Below are 15,401 nucleotides of genomic sequence, written 5' to 3' on the forward strand. Positions count from 1 at the left end.
AAGAGCAATTACCCGGATCACAACATCTTCAAATTGAAGAATGTAAATATGAAGAAACTGGTAAAAAAAATCGAAAAGCAGGAGATAGACAAGGTGGTGCTTTATTCTAAAAGTGATGAGAAGCTATTAAAAAGATTGCACAAACTCTTACCTGTAGTTGTAGCGGGTGGCGGCCTGGTAATCAATCAGAACAACGATTACCTATTTATCCATCGCAATGGTAAGTGGGATCTCCCCAAAGGAAAGGCAGAGAAAAATGAAACTATTGAAGAAACCTCTATACGTGAGGTAAAAGAAGAAACCGGTGTCAAAAAGCTGCGCATAACCAATTATTTGGGAGTGACCTACCATGTCTTTTCCCGCAAGGGCAAAATGAAACTTAAACAAACCCACTGGTATGTCATGGAAACTGATTCCACTAAACCACTTAAACCACAAAAAAAGGAAGGAATTGATAAGGCAGTCTGGCTCAATAAAGATTTAGCTACGGTCGCCTTACAATCTTCCTACGGTAACATTAGGGAACTCTTTCCAGATGATATGTTAATCGATCAGATCAGATAAATCTAAATAAGGCTTCAATTCGCTCGTTGCAATATCCAGAGCTGCGGTTTGGTTCAGCTCATTGAATTCTGAGGGGAGGACTAAATCGTATAGCACTCTAAGGACTGTAGTTCCATCTTCTTTACTGTAGAGTGTCCAATCCAGATCTTCCATCTCTTTGTCTTGCATCTGATACGGTGTGGTACTTAAATGTGTTCTAAAGGCTTCTGCTTTTTGAGAATCCTCAATCTCTGAAGTCATCGATGCTACTACTGGTTGCAGATTAGCATTGAGAATAGTGAACACATCCCTCCTGCGATCCTTTCTGATCAAATCGGTAAACGCAATAGAATTGAGTCTGGGCATTTGATATAGGGCAGCCAATCGTCTCTGGATTCCTTTTTTGGTGTAAGTCAAATCATAACCTACCCAGCTTTCACTTGAATTTACATGCATCAATTCTATCGCTTCTAATTGAGGATCCAATTCACTACAAAACATATCTGGATCGCTGCCATTTAGGTCGTCTAATGTAATTTCTTTATCTACCAGGATGGTAGCAATAATATCGGATTCTAAAATCTGCTTTGCCTCAGGTGTTGTTTCAAAAATGGGCAAATTAACCAGGATCGATGCACCATCACAATAAAATTCAGTGGTGAAACTGTTGGTTTTTACTTGATCGGTAAGGTCCTCTTGAAGGGCAGTTTGGGTAGACTTTCCAGCAGAGTTTTCGGATTTTACGATAGTGCTGGTATACTTGTCGTCTTTACAAGCAATCAAAAGACATAGCAATAGGGCTGTCATCAATTTTCTCATGGACGTTGATATTTATAGATGGGGTAAGTGAGATGTGCAGATTCATAATTTGGACTGTGTTTATGGATCCAGTCCAGTTGTGCAGCATTGCTTTTGGCAAAGTTGGGCAAGGCTTGTTTCAAGGAATCAAACTTTTTTTGGAGCGCTGGATGATCATCCAATAATTTCTGTGCAGTAGATTCAAACACATAGGCTGAAAAGCCTTCTTTTTGCTGGAGGACCGTATCAAAATAATTCCATTTGAAGTAAGAATCTTCTGCCAGCGGCTCTAGGGTTTCTAGAATATATCGAATTCCAGGTTGCCTCGTGGGTATCATGACATCGCTTTCGCGAAAGCGCAATTCAAATTCCTGCTCGTCAAGTTCTATATCGTAGTGTGGATAATGTCCTTCATAAGGCTTGGAACTTGTATCATAGGAAACGATTTTATAGCCAGAGACCATCATAGTGCTGTCGCTGGGTAACAATTCCATTTGGATATGGTTGTGACGCATTAACTCAATAATTTCCCACTGCCCTCTAGGCACGACATAATAATCTGGAATACGAACGGAATCTGCCGCTTTAAAGTAGTTGTGATAAACGGTCTTGCGTGTAAATGGTTTATTCCTATCATAGGTGAGCAGTTCCTGATCAGTAAGATCACTTTTGGAATTCACAGCTTCATAACCCATAAAATCCAGTGTGTCGGCTTGCGACTTATCGTTAGTGTATTTGATCGGATAGTAATTTGCCTTTTCCAATCGATCAAAAGAGGCTTTTCTGGCTTCCTTAATGGCCTCGGTATTTGTGCTACCTAAAGTAATGATTTCCTCCATGATCGCATGCGTTCCCTTTACCCTGTCTTCATAGGCTTTAAGCATGTGGGTTTCTACCATCATTCCCATAACGTTCCATAAACTCGTATAACCGGTGGAATACCTGGGATGGTCCATAAATTGTGAAAAACCCTTCTCTGGAGCCGCTCCATGTACATTGACATAAGGAGTGATGGGCAAACCTCTATCTGCCAAACGTTTTTCCAAGGCGGGCTGCAGGTTATGATGCAAGTAGGTCCCAGCAGCGCCACCCAATTTGTTGTGCTGTGTGAACAAATGAGTCAAGGTATACTGGTAATCAGCTCCGTTACTGACATGGTTATCAATAAATATATCTGGTTTGACCTTGTGGAAAATATCATAAAACGCCAATGCATTGCGGGAATCGGCCTTTATAAAATCCCGATTTAAGTCGTAATTTCTGGCGTTTCCCCTGAAACCATACGCCTCTGGGCCATTTTGATTGGTTCTGGTAGTGGAGTTACGGTTCAATGCTCCACCAATATTGTAAACAGGGATCACAGAAAGTATCAAGTTATCTGGCGCCTCCAATTTTCCAGTGGCTAGGTCTCTCATCAGAATCATAGAGGCATCTATTCCGTCGCTTTCTCCTGGATGTATACCATTGTTGATCAATATCTTGATCCGATCTTCGTTTGCTTTGTTCCATTTGATCTCTTGTTTGGAAAAACTGATGAGATGCAAGGGTTCACCATTGTCGGTTTGTCCAACATGATCCATTTCAACATTAGGAAAATCGTCTACCAAACGCTCGTAAAATTCGATAGTTTCTTGATATGTGGCAGTTTGATTACCGTTACCTAATTCAAAAGGTGTTAAATATTCCTGTACTTCCTCCTTCACTTGTTGTTCAGAATTCTTGCAGGACATTAGGCCTAAAACTGCCAATGCGATGGACAAAACTTTTTTCATATTCTTACTGTATCAGGTACCAGGCTGGTATAATCGCCATTATTTCTAATGACATCGCGAACGATGGATGATGAAATGTAGCTTTTACCAGAACTGGTGAGCAAAAATACGGTTTCGATCAAGGATAATTTTCTATTGGTATGTGCAATGGCTTTTTCAAATTCAAAGTCGGCTGGATTGCGCAATCCCCTGAGGATAAAACTTGCATCCTGTTCCTGACAAAAATCAATGGTCAATCCCGAATACGTCATCACTTTAATTTTGCGCTCACCTTCAAAAGCTTTTTCTATAAAAGCTTTTCTGTCGTCTAGGGAAAACATATATTTTTTGTCGGCATTCACACCGATAGCGATAATGATTTCATCAAAAAGTCCTAAACCCCTTTCAATAATATCATAGTGCCCTAAAGTGATGGGATCAAAACTTCCTGGAAAAACTGCTCTTTTCATGATTGATATTTTTTGATGCTGTCTTCAATGACCAATGTCAAAACTTCCTGTAAACTCCTACCAGCAGCTCTAACTTGTTTAGGAATAATACTTTCCTCACTCATTCCAGGGTTGGTATTGATTTCTATGAAATGTGGTGTCCCGTTATGGAATATAAAGTCGGCTCTGGCGATGCCTTTAAGTTTTAAAATGCTGTAGATACGTTTACTCAACTCCTGAACAGCTCTGGTAGAAGTAGTGCCGATCCGAGCGGGTGTAATTTCTTCAGACTTCCCTCCATACTTGGCCTCATAATCAAAGAAATCATTTTCACTAACAATTTCAGTGGGCGGAAGCGCGATGACCTCATCACCGATCTGGTACACACCTACAGAGACTTCTGTACCTTCTAAAAAAGATTCGATAATAATCTCGTCATCCACATCAAATGCGACTTGTAAGGCATCTGGCAACTGGCTAGCTTCATATACCTTGGACACTCCAAAACTACTTCCGCTGCGGTTAGCCTTTACAAAACATGGCAACCCAACATGTGACAAAATACGATCTACATCTACCTCTTCCCCCTGATCCATATAAAAATGTTTTCCGGTGGTAATACTCCATGGTTTAAGCACGGCAATGCAATCCCTTTTGTTGAAGGTGATTGCACTTTGGTAATAATCACAGGATGTTTGTGGGATGCTGAGTAATTCCAGCATGGCTTGAATCATACCGTCTTCTCCAGGAGTGCCATGAATCGTATTGTAACAACAATCAAAGTTGATTTTTTCCTTTCCTATCTTTATGCTGAAGTCGTTTTTGTCAACGGGCAGTTTTTGACCCTGCTCATCCGTATAGTACCATCCATCTTTAAGAATAGAAATAGGGAATACCCTGTATCTGGTTTTGTCCAAGTGCTGGGATACCACACCACCACTCTTCATTGAAATTTCCCATTCACTGGAGTACCCCCCCATCAATACCGCAATGTTCTTCATTCAGTTCTTTTAGTGGACATAAGTATGAGATCATACCTTTCCATAGACAACAAAGTTAAAAAAGTTGACGTTTCAGGAAAGATATCAATCCTTATCTTTGTTCTTTTATTAACGGTCGTACGTTAAGATTAAATTTCCACGACCAGCAATCTTTTCAACGCTATGAATTTTTTCAGATTCATCTTTACCAAAACCTTTTGGATCCAAATACTGATTGCAGCGGTAGTCACTGTTCTGTTGTGTTTTGCCTATTTATTTTGGTTGGATTGGTATACCAACCACGACCAGCGCATTCAGGTTCCTGACTTAAAAAAAATGTCTCTGACGGTTGTAGATGAAAAACTGGAAGAACTGGAACTGCGTCGCAAAATCATCGACAGCACGAGTTACAATCCTGACTTCCCACCAAGATCAGTGATCGAACAAGATCCTGCTCCAGGTAAATTTGTCAAAGAGAACCGCCAAATTTATATTAAGCTCAACCCTTCAGGATATGGTAAGATTGCCGTGCCCAACTTGATTTATAAAACAAAACGACAAGCGGTACCTACCCTCGAGGCCTTGGGTTTCAAAGTGGGTGAAATTACCTACAAGCCCAACATTGCTGAAGGCACCGTGCTGGAAATGCGCTATGAAGGTGAAAAATTGGAACCTGGAACAAAACTCAGTAAAACTTCTGTGATTGACCTTGTACTGGCCGATGGGAACCGCCCTGGTACCTATGATAATGATGCAGATGAGTGAACATTCTGATTTTGAAGAGGAAGTGGATGATGTAGAAGACTCCAAATACGAGCACCACCACTTTATAGCTGGAAAGGAGCAAAAACCATTAAGGGTCGATAAGTTCTTGATGAATTTTATAGAGAATGCGACCCGAAACAAAATTCAGCAAGGTATCAAGGATGGAGCCGTTACAGTAAATGACCAGGTGGTCAAAGCCAACTACAAGGTGAAGCCCCTGGATGAAATAAGTGTCTCATTTGAGCACCCACCCCACGAACTACTTCTGGTCCCAGAGGATTTAAACCTCAACATCATTTATGAAGACGACCATTTATGTGTGGTAAATAAACCTGCGGGCATGGTCGTACATCCGGGTCACGGAAATTATTCAGGCACCTTGATCAACGGACTAATCCATCATTTTGAAAATTTACCCAATAACTCAAGTAACCGACCTGGATTAGTACATCGGATTGATAAAGATACCAGCGGTCTTTTGGTAGTCGCCAAAACCGAACATGCAATGTCCCATCTTTCGGCCCAGTTTGCTGCTAAAACCAGTTCCAGGGAATATATCGCCATCGTATGGGGCGATTTTGAAGAAACTAAAGGGACGGTTGAGGGGAATATTGGCCGTCATCCTAAAAATCGCCTACAGAACGCAGTCTGGAGTGGTGAGGATGCAAATAAAGGAAAACCTGCGGTTACCCACTATGAGGTAGTGGAAGATTTGGGTTATGTTTCTGTGGTGAAATGTCGTCTGGAAACGGGACGTACCCATCAGATCAGGGTACATATGAAACATATCGGACATACATTATTTAACGACGAGCGATACGGTGGGGACCGAATACTTAAAGGTACCAATTTCAGTAAGTACAAGCAGTTTGTAGACAACTGTTTTAAAATCTTGCCACGTCAGGCGCTGCACGCCAAAACCTTAGGATTTGAACATCCGGACACCAAGCAATGGATGAGCTTTGACAGTGAAATTCCAGAAGACATGTTACAATGTATGGAACGCTGGCGGGTTTATGCTACCCATGCTAAGGAAAATTAAAGGCCAGTCAAGACTTCAATCAAGGCAAAATTTAAGCTCTTCATTGTACAAATGCCGCCTTCCTTCTTCCTTGAACCCGGATCGCCATGCTTTTGGGCTCAACTACATTAATTAATTGCAAATTTATCGTGCTGTCCGAGCAGGCTAATGTATTTTTAACTCAATTACAAAATTCATGAAAATACTTCTGTCGCCCGCCAAGTCATTGGACTATGAAAGCCCTTTACCTACACAACGAGGTACGCAACCTAAATTTGCAGAAGATGCTATCCAAATCAATCGCAAGTTGGAACGAATGAGCAAAAAAGAAGTCTCTGAACTCATGAGTATTTCAGATAAGTTGGCTGATCTGAACTATCAACGCTACAAAGACTTTGAGGAATCTTTTGATAAGAAAAATTCGCGGCCAGCCATCTATGCTTTTGCAGGAGATGTGTATACAGGCTTTGACGCCTATAGCCTGGACGAGAAATTGCTAGATGATGCGCAGGATAAAATCCGCATACTATCCGGTATGTATGGTTATTTGCGCGCCTTGGACCTGATTCAACCCTATAGACTGGAAATGGGCACTCAGCTGCCGATCAATAAACGCGAAGATCTATACGATTATTGGCGCGATAAGATCACTCCTACCTTGAATAAGGAGATAGAAGAAGGTGAGCTGTTGGTCAACCTGGCCAGCAATGAATATTTTAAAGCCATTGATAAAAAGAAGCAGAAAGGAAAACTTGTTTCGCCAGTCTTTAAAGATTATAAAAACGGCAAACTGAAGATTATTTCTTTTTATGCTAAAAAAGCCCGTGGTACCATGGCGAGATACTTGGTAGAATCAAAGGCTGAGAGTCTGGATGATATCAAAGGCTTTACAGGTGATGGTTATCAATTCTCTGCTTCGGACACCCAAAAAGAGCACGAGCCTGTTTTCACCAGATAAACATATTTCATTTTAAGCTTGTTCCACACCTAGGAGTAGAACTTGTCCCTGAGCAATTCATATTACAACAGCTTTAGCCTAAAGGTAGTTTGGACAGCAGCTCCTGGTTCAAGGATTTCCAACCCTTCCCCGTTGTTAAAAGCGTCTACACCGCCTGACATAGGCTCAATGGCTATAACATGGTCATAAGGAGGCCGATAGAGCTGTAGATAGGCTTCTGGTGAATCGGTAGTGAGTTCCAATTGGTAGGTGGGTGCAATCAGTCTTACCGAATTATCGGTCAAATGATAACCGTCATCCAGCATTTTACCCTGGAGTTCCATTGGATTTGTATCTATGGCCGGTTCAGATCCTACTGGTAATTGCCTACTGTCGTAAATAAAATGCTGGTCGGCATTGAATGCTAACTGACAGGCATCAACATCAGAAACATAAAAGTAGGGATGCCAACCTAAAGTAAAAGGAAAAGCCTGTTTTCCAGTATTTACTGCTTTCATTTCAAGCTCCAAAGAGCCTGCTCTCCAAGTATATGTTAGAATAATATCAAAACTAAAAGGAAAGCCATCGGCGCCAGCAAAACTTGAAGCCAATTCCACTTGCACTGAATTTTCGGTACATACTTCATTAAAAACCTCAAATTGTTGCTTGCAGACAAAACCATGAAGCGCATTATGAAACTCAGGATCGTTGATCTGCATTTGGTATTCGCTTTCGCGAAAGCGATATTTACCATCTTTGATCCGGTTGACAAAAGGAAACAATATGGCCGATGGGTAAGTAACTTCATAAGTCATACCGTCCACAGGCTGAATGAGCTTATGACCCGCCAATTGTAATTCCTGAAGGCTTCCGCCTTGATGCAAGCTGATCCTACCTATCAATTCTTGATGTTTATCCTTTATCAGTAACTGCGGAAGATGATGATGCGTGGTACGTTCTGTTTTGTACATGGATTATTGGGATGTCAATTGGATCATCTTTGAAATGCTCTAGGCCTATATCTAACATCAAAACTCAGAGGTACACCGCCTTAGTTTTATCAATTAGACATTGGGAATTACTCTCGCTATTATTCCTTTCTCCAAACATAAATCGCCAAGACAATCAAGCAGAGAAAAACAGCGATCATAACGATCGCGATGGTATTGATAGGGTTCATCTAATCCTTTGTTTTTTTAAGCAAATATTTCATCAACCAGATCACTGCCAGCACCAAGAGCACAACGCCTATGGTGCTTGCCAGTAGAACGCTTAGAGCGATGTTGTCGGTTTCATTCATTACTGCAGTGCTTTGATACTGGACTCCAAGGTTTCGATTTTAGCCAATGCATCAGCCTCCTTCTTTTTTTCCATGGCGACGACTTGTTCAGGCGCATTGCCTACAAATCGCTCATTACCCAGTTTTTTCTGCACTCCTTTAAGGAAGCCTTTGGCTCGTTGCAATTCTGCATTGAGTTTTTCAAGTTCTGCCGTTACATCAATATTTCCTTCTAAGGGAATGAAATATTCATTGGATTTAACCCTGTAACTGGCAGCACCGCCCACTTGCTTTTCTACAACTTCAATACGATCGACATTCCCCATCTTTTTAATGAGCAAATCGTAACGACTGTCCAGATTTTCATTATTGATGTGCATCAGATCAATGCTATTTTTAAAGCTGATCTGCTTATCCTTACGTACATTTCTAATACCAGAAATGACATCTTGTATCAATTCAAAGTCGGACAACAGCGCCTTGTCAATGTCACCGACACTGGGCCAGGTATTCACACAAAGTGCCTGTGCTGGGGTACGTTCTTTTATAGCTTGCCACAATTCTTCGGTAATGAATGGCGTAAACGGATGCATGAGTCTCAAGTTGTCCTCTAACAAAGCGATCACCTGTGATAATGTCTTCTGATCAATCGGCTGTTGGTATTCTGGCTTTATAATCTCGAGCAACCATCCGCAAAAATCATCAAAGATCAGTTTATATCCTGTCATCAACACGTCGCTGATGCGGTATTTGCTGTAATGATCCTCCATTGTGGCCAGCACCTGATTAAATTTACTTTTATACCAAGAAATTCCCTGAGCGCTATGCTGGGGTTGTTCAAGTTTCGGATCTACTTCCCAACCTTCAATCAATCTGTAAGCGTTCCAGATCTTATTGACAAATCCTTTCCCCTGCTGACAAAGATCTTCATCAAACATAATGTCATTTCCTGCACTGGCACTGAGTAAGAGTCCAACTCTTACACCGTCGGCACCGTACTGATCAAGAAGCTTTAGCGCATCTGGAGAGTTACCCAAAGATTTTGACATCTTGCGACGTTGTTTATCCCTCACCAGTCCCGTCAGATAAACCTTTTCAAATGGTTTCTCGTCCCTTAACTCATAACCCGCCACAATCATACGCGCGACCCAGAAGAATAAGATATCCGGTCCAGTAACCAAATCTCTGGTAGGATAATAGTAATTGATCTCCTCATTTTCTGGTTCTAGCACCCCATTAAAAACACTGATCGGCCACAGCCAGCTAGAAAACCAAGTATCCAACACATCCACTTCTTGCCTGAGGTCAGTTGCTTCTAGAGATGTATTGTTGGTTCGCTTTCGCGAAAGCGATACCGCCTCTTCCAAACTTTCTGCAACGACAAAATCCTCTTTTCCATCCCCATAGTAATAAGCAGGTATACGCTGACCCCACATGAGCTGACGACTGATATTCCAGTCGCGCACATTTTCCATCCAGTGAAAGTAGGTGCTTTTAAACTTGGGCGGTAACAATTCTATAATGTCCTCTTTGACTGCCTTGATGGCTGGCTGAGCCAGGTCCTCCATTTTAAGAAACCATTGGTCGGAAAGTCTGGGCTCGATCACGGCTTTGGTACGCTCACTGGTACCCACTTTATGTACGTGGTCTTCTTTCTTAATGAGGTAACCTTTTTCTTCCAATTCGACGGCTATTTCCTTGCGCACCACAAATCTGTCTTTACCCTCATAATGCAATCCATTACTATTAAGACTTGCATCTGGATTAAAAATATCTACCACATCCAACTGATGAGTTTGTCCGATCTTCTGGTCATTTTCGTCATGGGCAGGAGTAATTTTCAGCGCGCCTGTCCCAAATTCCATATCTACATATTCATCGGCAATCACTGGAATCTCTCGATTGACGATCGGGACGATCACCGTTTTTCCCACCAAATGAGTATAACGCTCGTCTTCTGGGTGAACACAAATCGCAGTATCTCCTAAAATAGTCTCAGGTCGGGTGGTAGCAATGGTAATATGTTCATCACTGTCCTTGATGGAATAATTGAGGTGATATAAATGGCCGTTGCGTTCTTCATAGATTACCTCTTCGTCGCTCAACGTAGTCTTTGCTTCTGGATCCCAATTCACCATACGGTATCCGCGGTAAATCATTCCTTTGTTATAAAGATCAACAAAGACTTTGATCACTGAAGCAGACATATCCTCATCCATAGTGAATTTGGTACGCGACCAATCACAGCTAGCACCTAACTTCTTGAGTTGTTCCAGAATCACTCCACCATACTCGTGGGTCCAATCCCAGGCATGTTTCAAAAACTCCTCACGGCTCAAATCATTTTTATCAATACCTTGGTCTTTGAGTTTTTTGACCACTTTGGCCTCAGTAGCAATGGACGCATGATCTGTTCCAGGCACCCAACAAGCGTTATAACCCTTGAGTCGGGCACGCCTGATCAATACATCTTGAATTGTATTATTGAGCATGTGTCCCATATGCAAAACTCCAGTTACATTGGGTGGTGGTATCACAATGGTATAACTTTCTCTCTCATCAGGCACTGAACGGAAAAAATTTTTGTCCATCCAGTATTGATACCATTTTTCTTCTGTAGAAATTGAGTCGTATTGTGGGGCTAAAGGCATGTTTGGCTCAGTTTTTGAAAATATCGACAAAAGTACTATTAACTTAAAAATTACACAGCATTAACAGCCGTTTTAAGCCCAATAGATTACTTTTAACCTTTAATACAAGGATGATGAAAAATGTACTGTTGATTCTGGCGCTTATGGTTTTAAGCTTTGGCGCACAAGCTCAGGAAAAAAAATCCCTTGATCCTCTGACTACTATCTCATTTGATACTCGGACCATGGATTATGGAACGATCACTAAGAATAGCGATGGGATACGCAGCTTTAAGTTCACCAATACTGGGGAAAATCCACTGAAAATTTACCGTATTTATTCCTCCTGTAGTTGCGACATCGTATCGCAACCTGAGGAACCAATTGCTCCTGGGGCTAGTAGCGAGATCAAGGTAAAATACGATACGATGAAAGTAGGACCCATTGTAAAAACTATTACAGTTTATGCCAATATCGAGGACAAATTGGTTCCTTTGCGTATGAAAGGTAAAGTCGTTGATCCTTAAATCTTATTCACTCGATTAAGGGTGCAAGCCTGAACTGTTTTTTGAGCTCAACACCTTGACGCGTCAATTTCAATCTTATTTTTTTTCCAGGATTGTGTTTAAAAATTTCGGCGATTTCTCCGAGTCCCATGATACTGGCATTTCTTCCGTTGATTTTCGTGATAACATCTCCTTCTCGGATATCGACCTTGTCCGCTGGGCTGCCCTTTGTTAACCAATCTACTTCCACAGTCGGTAGAATTTTATAACTGATGGTAAAAGAGGTAGAAAAACCAGATGCACTGGACATGCCAGAATCAGAGCTGTTATACCCCAAGTTGACGTTTTCACTGGACGGAATACTGTTATGATTTTGGGTGACAATTATGGTATTGTCATTTCCATACTTGACATGAATACCAGACATATTATAGTAAAAACCTTGGTCAACTAACTTGGCAATAGGCTGGACAAATAACTTGTTATTTTGATAGTCAAATAAAACGTTGGTTCGTCTTAAAATTTCGCCTCCAATGGAACCTTCTTCATACAAATCATTTTCACTCGCATTGATTAAGCTTTGGTCGTTGGGAAAAGCGACGGTAGGTTTTTTAAATTCGACACCAGAAAAACTCAATTTTTCTATTTTGCTTCTCCAACCTTCAATTGGACCACTGACTCCCCATCCCAAATAATCATTAAAACCTCTCTGTGGCTTTGCCAGAGCTGTTGAATCTTCAGCAATCCCATAGTACCAGAACGAGCTGCTACTACCTGTATCTAATAATGTATTTACAGTATAGTTTTCACCCGCTTGTTTTACTTCAATTTTTACATACGGTTTATCTCCATGAATATCCAGCGGTATCGAATTGTACCTTTTATATCTTCTGGGAATAGCTGTACTGTCTTTATAAAATTTCAATTTTTCACTTTCATAATTGACTTCGACCGCCAATTTTCTAAATAGATCTGACCCAATTACACCATTGACATCTTCTCCCAACTTTGTATTTATATCAATAGCAGCTGCATCTAAAAAAATAATATGAGCATCTTCATTAATTAATTTTCCCAACTTCATCTTATTGCCTTTACTATAAATAGCTTCAATAGGCTCTTCTTGTCCAAAACCTCGAATACTGGTGCGGTAACCCTCTTTTATCGTCAAAGAGTCGCCTTGCTTCAAATTGAAAATGATCGTGCGTTTCAATCCCGTATCTACTAAAAATTTCAGATTTAATCCATTGACTTCGGCTTCAACCTTGATCAGATTGAAACTGAGGTCAAATGATTTTGTAGCTCTTTTCTTTCCATCTATGATACGGAAAGCATCCTGAGACCAGCTCAAACTGGACAACAACATTAAAAATAGTATGACTAGGGATCTCATCATCATATAAATATATACAATTGTCTATCCTTTTTGGCTTTCCTGACACTTGGCTTACCTTTGCTTGATAAAAAGAATTCATGCCAAAGATTTCCCATAAAGGACAGCAAATGCCGTCCTCGCCCGTACGTAAACTCGTTCCCTATGCCGAGGCTGCAAAGGAACGTGGAATCCATATCTACCAACTCAACATTGGTCAACCCGATATTAAAACTCCGCCACAAGCTATCGCTGCGGTTAAAAATACCGACATGGACGTTCTGGAGTACAGCCATAGTGCCGGTAACCAATCCTACCGTGATAAATTGGTACAGCATTACAACAACAATGGGATGAACCTGAAAAGTGAGCATATCATTGTTTCCACAGGAGGTAGCGAGGCCTTGCTTTTTGCTATGGGTTCCATTTGCGATTATGGAGACGAGGTCATTATTCCAGAGCCTTTTTATGCCAATTATAATGGTTTTGCTACCGCAAGTGGAGTGACCGTTCGCCCGATACCTACCAGCATAGACAATAATTTTGCACTACCGGCTATCAGCGAATTTGAAAAGTTGATTACCGACAGAACCAAGGCGATCCTAATTTGCAATCCTGGAAATCCTACAGGTTACTTATACACCCAAGAGGAAATGGATCAGTTGACCGAACTCGTACAGAAGCATGATCTGTTTTTGGTTGCCGATGAAGTTTACAGAGAATTTGCCTATGATGGTCGCCAACACATTTCTGTAATGAACTTGGAAGGATTGGAGGATCACGCCATTATGGTAGACTCTGTTTCCAAGCGCTACAGTATGTGTGGTGCTCGGGTAGGTTGTATGGTTTCCAAAAATATGGAGGTAATGAACACCGCTATGAAATTTGCTCAAGCCAGGCTGAGTCCACCCACTTTTGCACAAATAGCAGCCGAAGCTGCACTGGACACCACTCAAGCTTATTTTGATGAGGTAATTGCCGAATACATTGAAAGAAGAGATATCCTCATTCAGGGACTTAAAAAAATTCCTGGGGTCCAAGTGGCCAATCCAGGCGGTGCATTTTATTGTGTGGCCCAACTACCTGTAAAGGACACTGACGTTTTTGCCCAATGGTTACTGGAAAATTTCCAGGTAGATAATGAGACGATTATGGTTGCACCTGCTGCAGGATTTTATAGTACACCTGGCGTAGGGAAGAACCAAATACGTATTGCTTATGTGTTGGAAAAGGAATCGCTAAAAAAATCAGTGCAAATTCTAGAAGAAGCACTCAAAGTTTATCAGGATTGATAGAGATCCACCACAATTATAACCTAAAAGAGCTGAATACTTTTGGTATTTCCGCTTTCGCGAAAGCGTACACTGCGCCTAGCTCCAGACAACAGTTGATGGAGACCCTGGGCTATTATGTGGCCGAAGATATATTTCTGATGGGTGGTGGGAGTAACATGCTGCTTTTGGATGATATCCAAAAACCGGTAGTACACGTTTGCCTGAAAGGTATTGAGCGTGTAGAAGAAAAAGACGGGAAGGTGCTCTTAAAGGTAATGGCTGGAGAAAACTGGCACGAGTTGGTGATGTACTGTATCGATCAACAACTAGCCGGAATCGAAAACTTGGCCTTGATCCCAGGCAATGCAGGAACAGCACCTATTCAGAATATTGGCGCCTATGGTGTTGAGTTAAAAGATGTATTTCACAGTTGCGAGGTAATCGATCTCAAAAGCTTGGAGTGTAAAAAGTTAAGTCTGGAGGACTGTAAATTCGGCTATCGGGATTCCATCTTTAAAAATGAAGCCAAAGGTCGCTATGTAATTAGTTCGGTGCAGCTGGAATTAACGGATCTTACTCAGGTAGAAAATTACACCATGAAAACCGATTACGGTGCGATCAAACAGGAGTTGGATATTATGGATGGTGAGCTAACAATTTCCTCATTGGCACAGGCTGTGATCAACATCCGCAGCAGCAAGTTACCTGATCCTAAGGTCATCGGTAACAGTGGTAGCTTTTTCAAAAACCCGATCATTAAAAAGGAAAAATACGAGGACATATTGCGGATGCACCCGCAATTACCGTCCTATCCTGTAGATGAAATGCATGTTAAAGTACCAGCAGGATGGCTAATTGACCGTTCAGGATTTAAAGGTAAAAGAAACGGAGATGCGGGTGTTCATGATAAACAAGCCTTGGTCCTGGTTAATCACGGCAAGGCCACCGGAAAAGAAATCCTCGAATTGTCCAAACAAATTCAACAAGCCGTCAAGGATCGCTACGGTATTCAAATTGAGACAGAAGTAAATCTGATCAACGAGTAGAAATAATAAAATGAAGACTAAATATTCACATCAGTCTTCCCAATTTTAGC

At 41.3% G+C, this 15,401-nt stretch carries 14 protein-coding genes; 7 read left to right on the forward strand and 7 right to left on the reverse strand.

Annotation, left to right across the window (positions count from 1 at the left end):
* Nucleotides 1-48: 48 nt before the first annotated feature.
* Nucleotides 49-564: an NUDIX hydrolase gene (locus EGM47_RS07380; protein WP_317126871.1), complete on the forward strand. Its 516-nt coding sequence runs from the start codon at nt 49-51 to the stop codon at nt 562-564.
* Here the strand turns inward: EGM47_RS07380 and EGM47_RS07385 are convergent.
* Genes EGM47_RS07385 through EGM47_RS07400 form a run of 4 tightly spaced genes read right to left on the reverse strand, consistent with a single transcriptional unit; the run spans nt 544 to nt 4,542 of the window.
* Nucleotides 544-1,362, reverse strand: coding sequence for a hypothetical protein (locus tag EGM47_RS07385; RefSeq protein WP_124980131.1), 819 nt, complete (start codon nt 1,360-1,362; stop codon nt 544-546). The two genes, EGM47_RS07380 and EGM47_RS07385, sit on opposite strands and share 21 nt — an antisense overlap.
* The gene (locus EGM47_RS07390; protein ID WP_124980132.1) at nt 1,359-3,113 is read right to left on the reverse strand and encodes a M14 family metallopeptidase; all 1,755 of its coding nucleotides are present in this window, start codon (nt 3,111-3,113) and stop codon (nt 1,359-1,361) included. Before EGM47_RS07390 ends, EGM47_RS07385 begins: the two co-directional genes overlap by 4 nt.
* On the reverse strand, nt 3,110-3,562 hold the full coding sequence (coaD, locus tag EGM47_RS07395) for a pantetheine-phosphate adenylyltransferase (RefSeq protein WP_124980133.1): 453 nt from the start codon (nt 3,560-3,562) through the stop codon (nt 3,110-3,112). Before coaD ends, EGM47_RS07390 begins: the two co-directional genes overlap by 4 nt.
* The gene (locus EGM47_RS07400; protein ID WP_124980134.1) at nt 3,559-4,542 is read right to left on the reverse strand and encodes a D-alanine--D-alanine ligase; all 984 of its coding nucleotides are present in this window, start codon (nt 4,540-4,542) and stop codon (nt 3,559-3,561) included. Before EGM47_RS07400 ends, coaD begins: the two co-directional genes overlap by 4 nt.
* Nucleotides 4,543-4,704: 162 nt before the next feature.
* Here EGM47_RS07400 and EGM47_RS07405 point away from each other — a divergent pair, with 162 nt between their 5' ends.
* The 3 genes from EGM47_RS07405 to yaaA all read left to right on the forward strand — a co-directional run bounded on the left by EGM47_RS07405 (nt 4,705) and on the right by yaaA (nt 7,265).
* Nucleotides 4,705-5,286, forward strand: a complete 582-nt coding sequence (locus EGM47_RS07405; protein ID WP_124980135.1) for a PASTA domain-containing protein — start codon at nt 4,705-4,707, stop codon at nt 5,284-5,286.
* Complete coding sequence (locus tag EGM47_RS07410; protein ID WP_124980136.1) at nt 5,279-6,328, forward strand: RluA family pseudouridine synthase; 1,050 nt, start codon at nt 5,279-5,281, stop codon at nt 6,326-6,328. The genes EGM47_RS07405 and EGM47_RS07410 overlap by 8 nt, the downstream gene beginning before the upstream one ends.
* Before the next feature lie 175 nt (nt 6,329-6,503).
* Complete coding sequence (yaaA, locus tag EGM47_RS07415; protein WP_124980137.1) at nt 6,504-7,265, forward strand: peroxide stress protein YaaA; 762 nt, start codon at nt 6,504-6,506, stop codon at nt 7,263-7,265.
* 62 nt (nt 7,266-7,327) lie between these two features.
* On the opposite strand, the gene EGM47_RS07420 is transcribed toward yaaA, so the two are convergent.
* Both EGM47_RS07420 and EGM47_RS07425 read right to left on the reverse strand, forming a co-directional pair.
* Nucleotides 7,328-8,215 carry an aldose 1-epimerase gene (locus tag EGM47_RS07420; RefSeq protein WP_124980138.1) on the reverse strand — a complete coding sequence of 296 codons (888 nt, stop codon included), beginning with the start codon at nt 8,213-8,215 and terminating at the stop codon, nt 7,328-7,330.
* A gap of 328 nt (nt 8,216-8,543) precedes the next feature.
* Nucleotides 8,544-11,174, reverse strand: a complete 2,631-nt coding sequence (locus tag EGM47_RS07425; RefSeq protein ID WP_124980139.1) for a valine--tRNA ligase — start codon at nt 11,172-11,174, stop codon at nt 8,544-8,546.
* Between the two features lie 113 nt (nt 11,175-11,287).
* On the opposite strand from EGM47_RS07425, the gene EGM47_RS07430 reads away from it, so the two are divergent.
* Nucleotides 11,288-11,680, forward strand: a complete 393-nt coding sequence (locus EGM47_RS07430; protein WP_164510837.1) for a DUF1573 domain-containing protein — start codon at nt 11,288-11,290, stop codon at nt 11,678-11,680.
* Between the two features lie 7 nt (nt 11,681-11,687).
* On the opposite strand, the gene EGM47_RS07435 is transcribed toward EGM47_RS07430, so the two are convergent.
* Nucleotides 11,688-13,055: an aspartyl protease family protein gene (locus EGM47_RS07435; protein ID WP_164510838.1), complete on the reverse strand. Its 1,368-nt coding sequence runs from the start codon at nt 13,053-13,055 to the stop codon at nt 11,688-11,690.
* Between the two features lie 77 nt (nt 13,056-13,132).
* On the opposite strand from EGM47_RS07435, the gene EGM47_RS07440 reads away from it, so the two are divergent.
* Together EGM47_RS07440 and murB are read left to right on the forward strand one after the other, a co-directional pair.
* Nucleotides 13,133-14,323 (forward strand): pyridoxal phosphate-dependent aminotransferase, encoded by a 1,191-nt coding sequence (locus tag EGM47_RS07440; RefSeq protein ID WP_124980142.1) that lies wholly within the window; start codon nt 13,133-13,135, stop codon nt 14,321-14,323.
* Nucleotides 14,320-15,351, forward strand: coding sequence for a UDP-N-acetylmuramate dehydrogenase (gene murB / locus EGM47_RS07445; protein ID WP_124980143.1), 1,032 nt, complete (start codon nt 14,320-14,322; stop codon nt 15,349-15,351). Before EGM47_RS07440 ends, murB begins: the two co-directional genes overlap by 4 nt.
* The last annotated feature ends 50 nt before the right edge of the window (nt 15,352-15,401 follow it).

Source organism: Nonlabens xiamenensis, from assembly GCF_003865345.1.
GTDB classification, from domain to species: Bacteria; Bacteroidota; Bacteroidia; order Flavobacteriales; family Flavobacteriaceae; genus Nonlabens; species Nonlabens xiamenensis.

Bases quoted from the DNA above. Each gene is read 5' to 3' on its own strand.
- EGM47_RS07380 (WP_317126871.1), top strand. From the start codon at position 49: ATGAAGAAACTGGTAAAAAAAATCGAAAAGCAGGAGATAGACAAGGTG.
- EGM47_RS07385 (WP_124980131.1), bottom strand. From the start codon at position 1,362: ATGAGAAAATTGATGACAGCCCTATTGCTATGTCTTTTGATTGCTTGT.
- EGM47_RS07390 (WP_124980132.1), bottom strand. From the start codon at position 3,113: ATGAAAAAAGTTTTGTCCATCGCATTGGCAGTTTTAGGCCTAATGTCC.
- coaD (WP_124980133.1), bottom strand. From the start codon at position 3,562: ATGAAAAGAGCAGTTTTTCCAGGAAGTTTTGATCCCATCACTTTAGGG.
- EGM47_RS07400 (WP_124980134.1), bottom strand. From the start codon at position 4,542: ATGAAGAACATTGCGGTATTGATGGGGGGGTACTCCAGTGAATGGGAA.
- EGM47_RS07405 (WP_124980135.1), top strand. From the start codon at position 4,705: ATGAATTTTTTCAGATTCATCTTTACCAAAACCTTTTGGATCCAAATA.
- EGM47_RS07410 (WP_124980136.1), top strand. From the start codon at position 5,279: ATGAGTGAACATTCTGATTTTGAAGAGGAAGTGGATGATGTAGAAGAC.
- yaaA (WP_124980137.1), top strand. From the start codon at position 6,504: ATGAAAATACTTCTGTCGCCCGCCAAGTCATTGGACTATGAAAGCCCT.
- EGM47_RS07420 (WP_124980138.1), bottom strand. From the start codon at position 8,215: ATGTACAAAACAGAACGTACCACGCATCATCATCTTCCGCAGTTACTG.
- EGM47_RS07425 (WP_124980139.1), bottom strand. From the start codon at position 11,174: ATGCCTTTAGCCCCACAATACGACTCAATTTCTACAGAAGAAAAATGG.
- EGM47_RS07430 (WP_164510837.1), top strand. From the start codon at position 11,288: ATGAAAAATGTACTGTTGATTCTGGCGCTTATGGTTTTAAGCTTTGGC.
- EGM47_RS07435 (WP_164510838.1), bottom strand. From the start codon at position 13,055: ATGATGAGATCCCTAGTCATACTATTTTTAATGTTGTTGTCCAGTTTG.
- EGM47_RS07440 (WP_124980142.1), top strand. From the start codon at position 13,133: ATGCCAAAGATTTCCCATAAAGGACAGCAAATGCCGTCCTCGCCCGTA.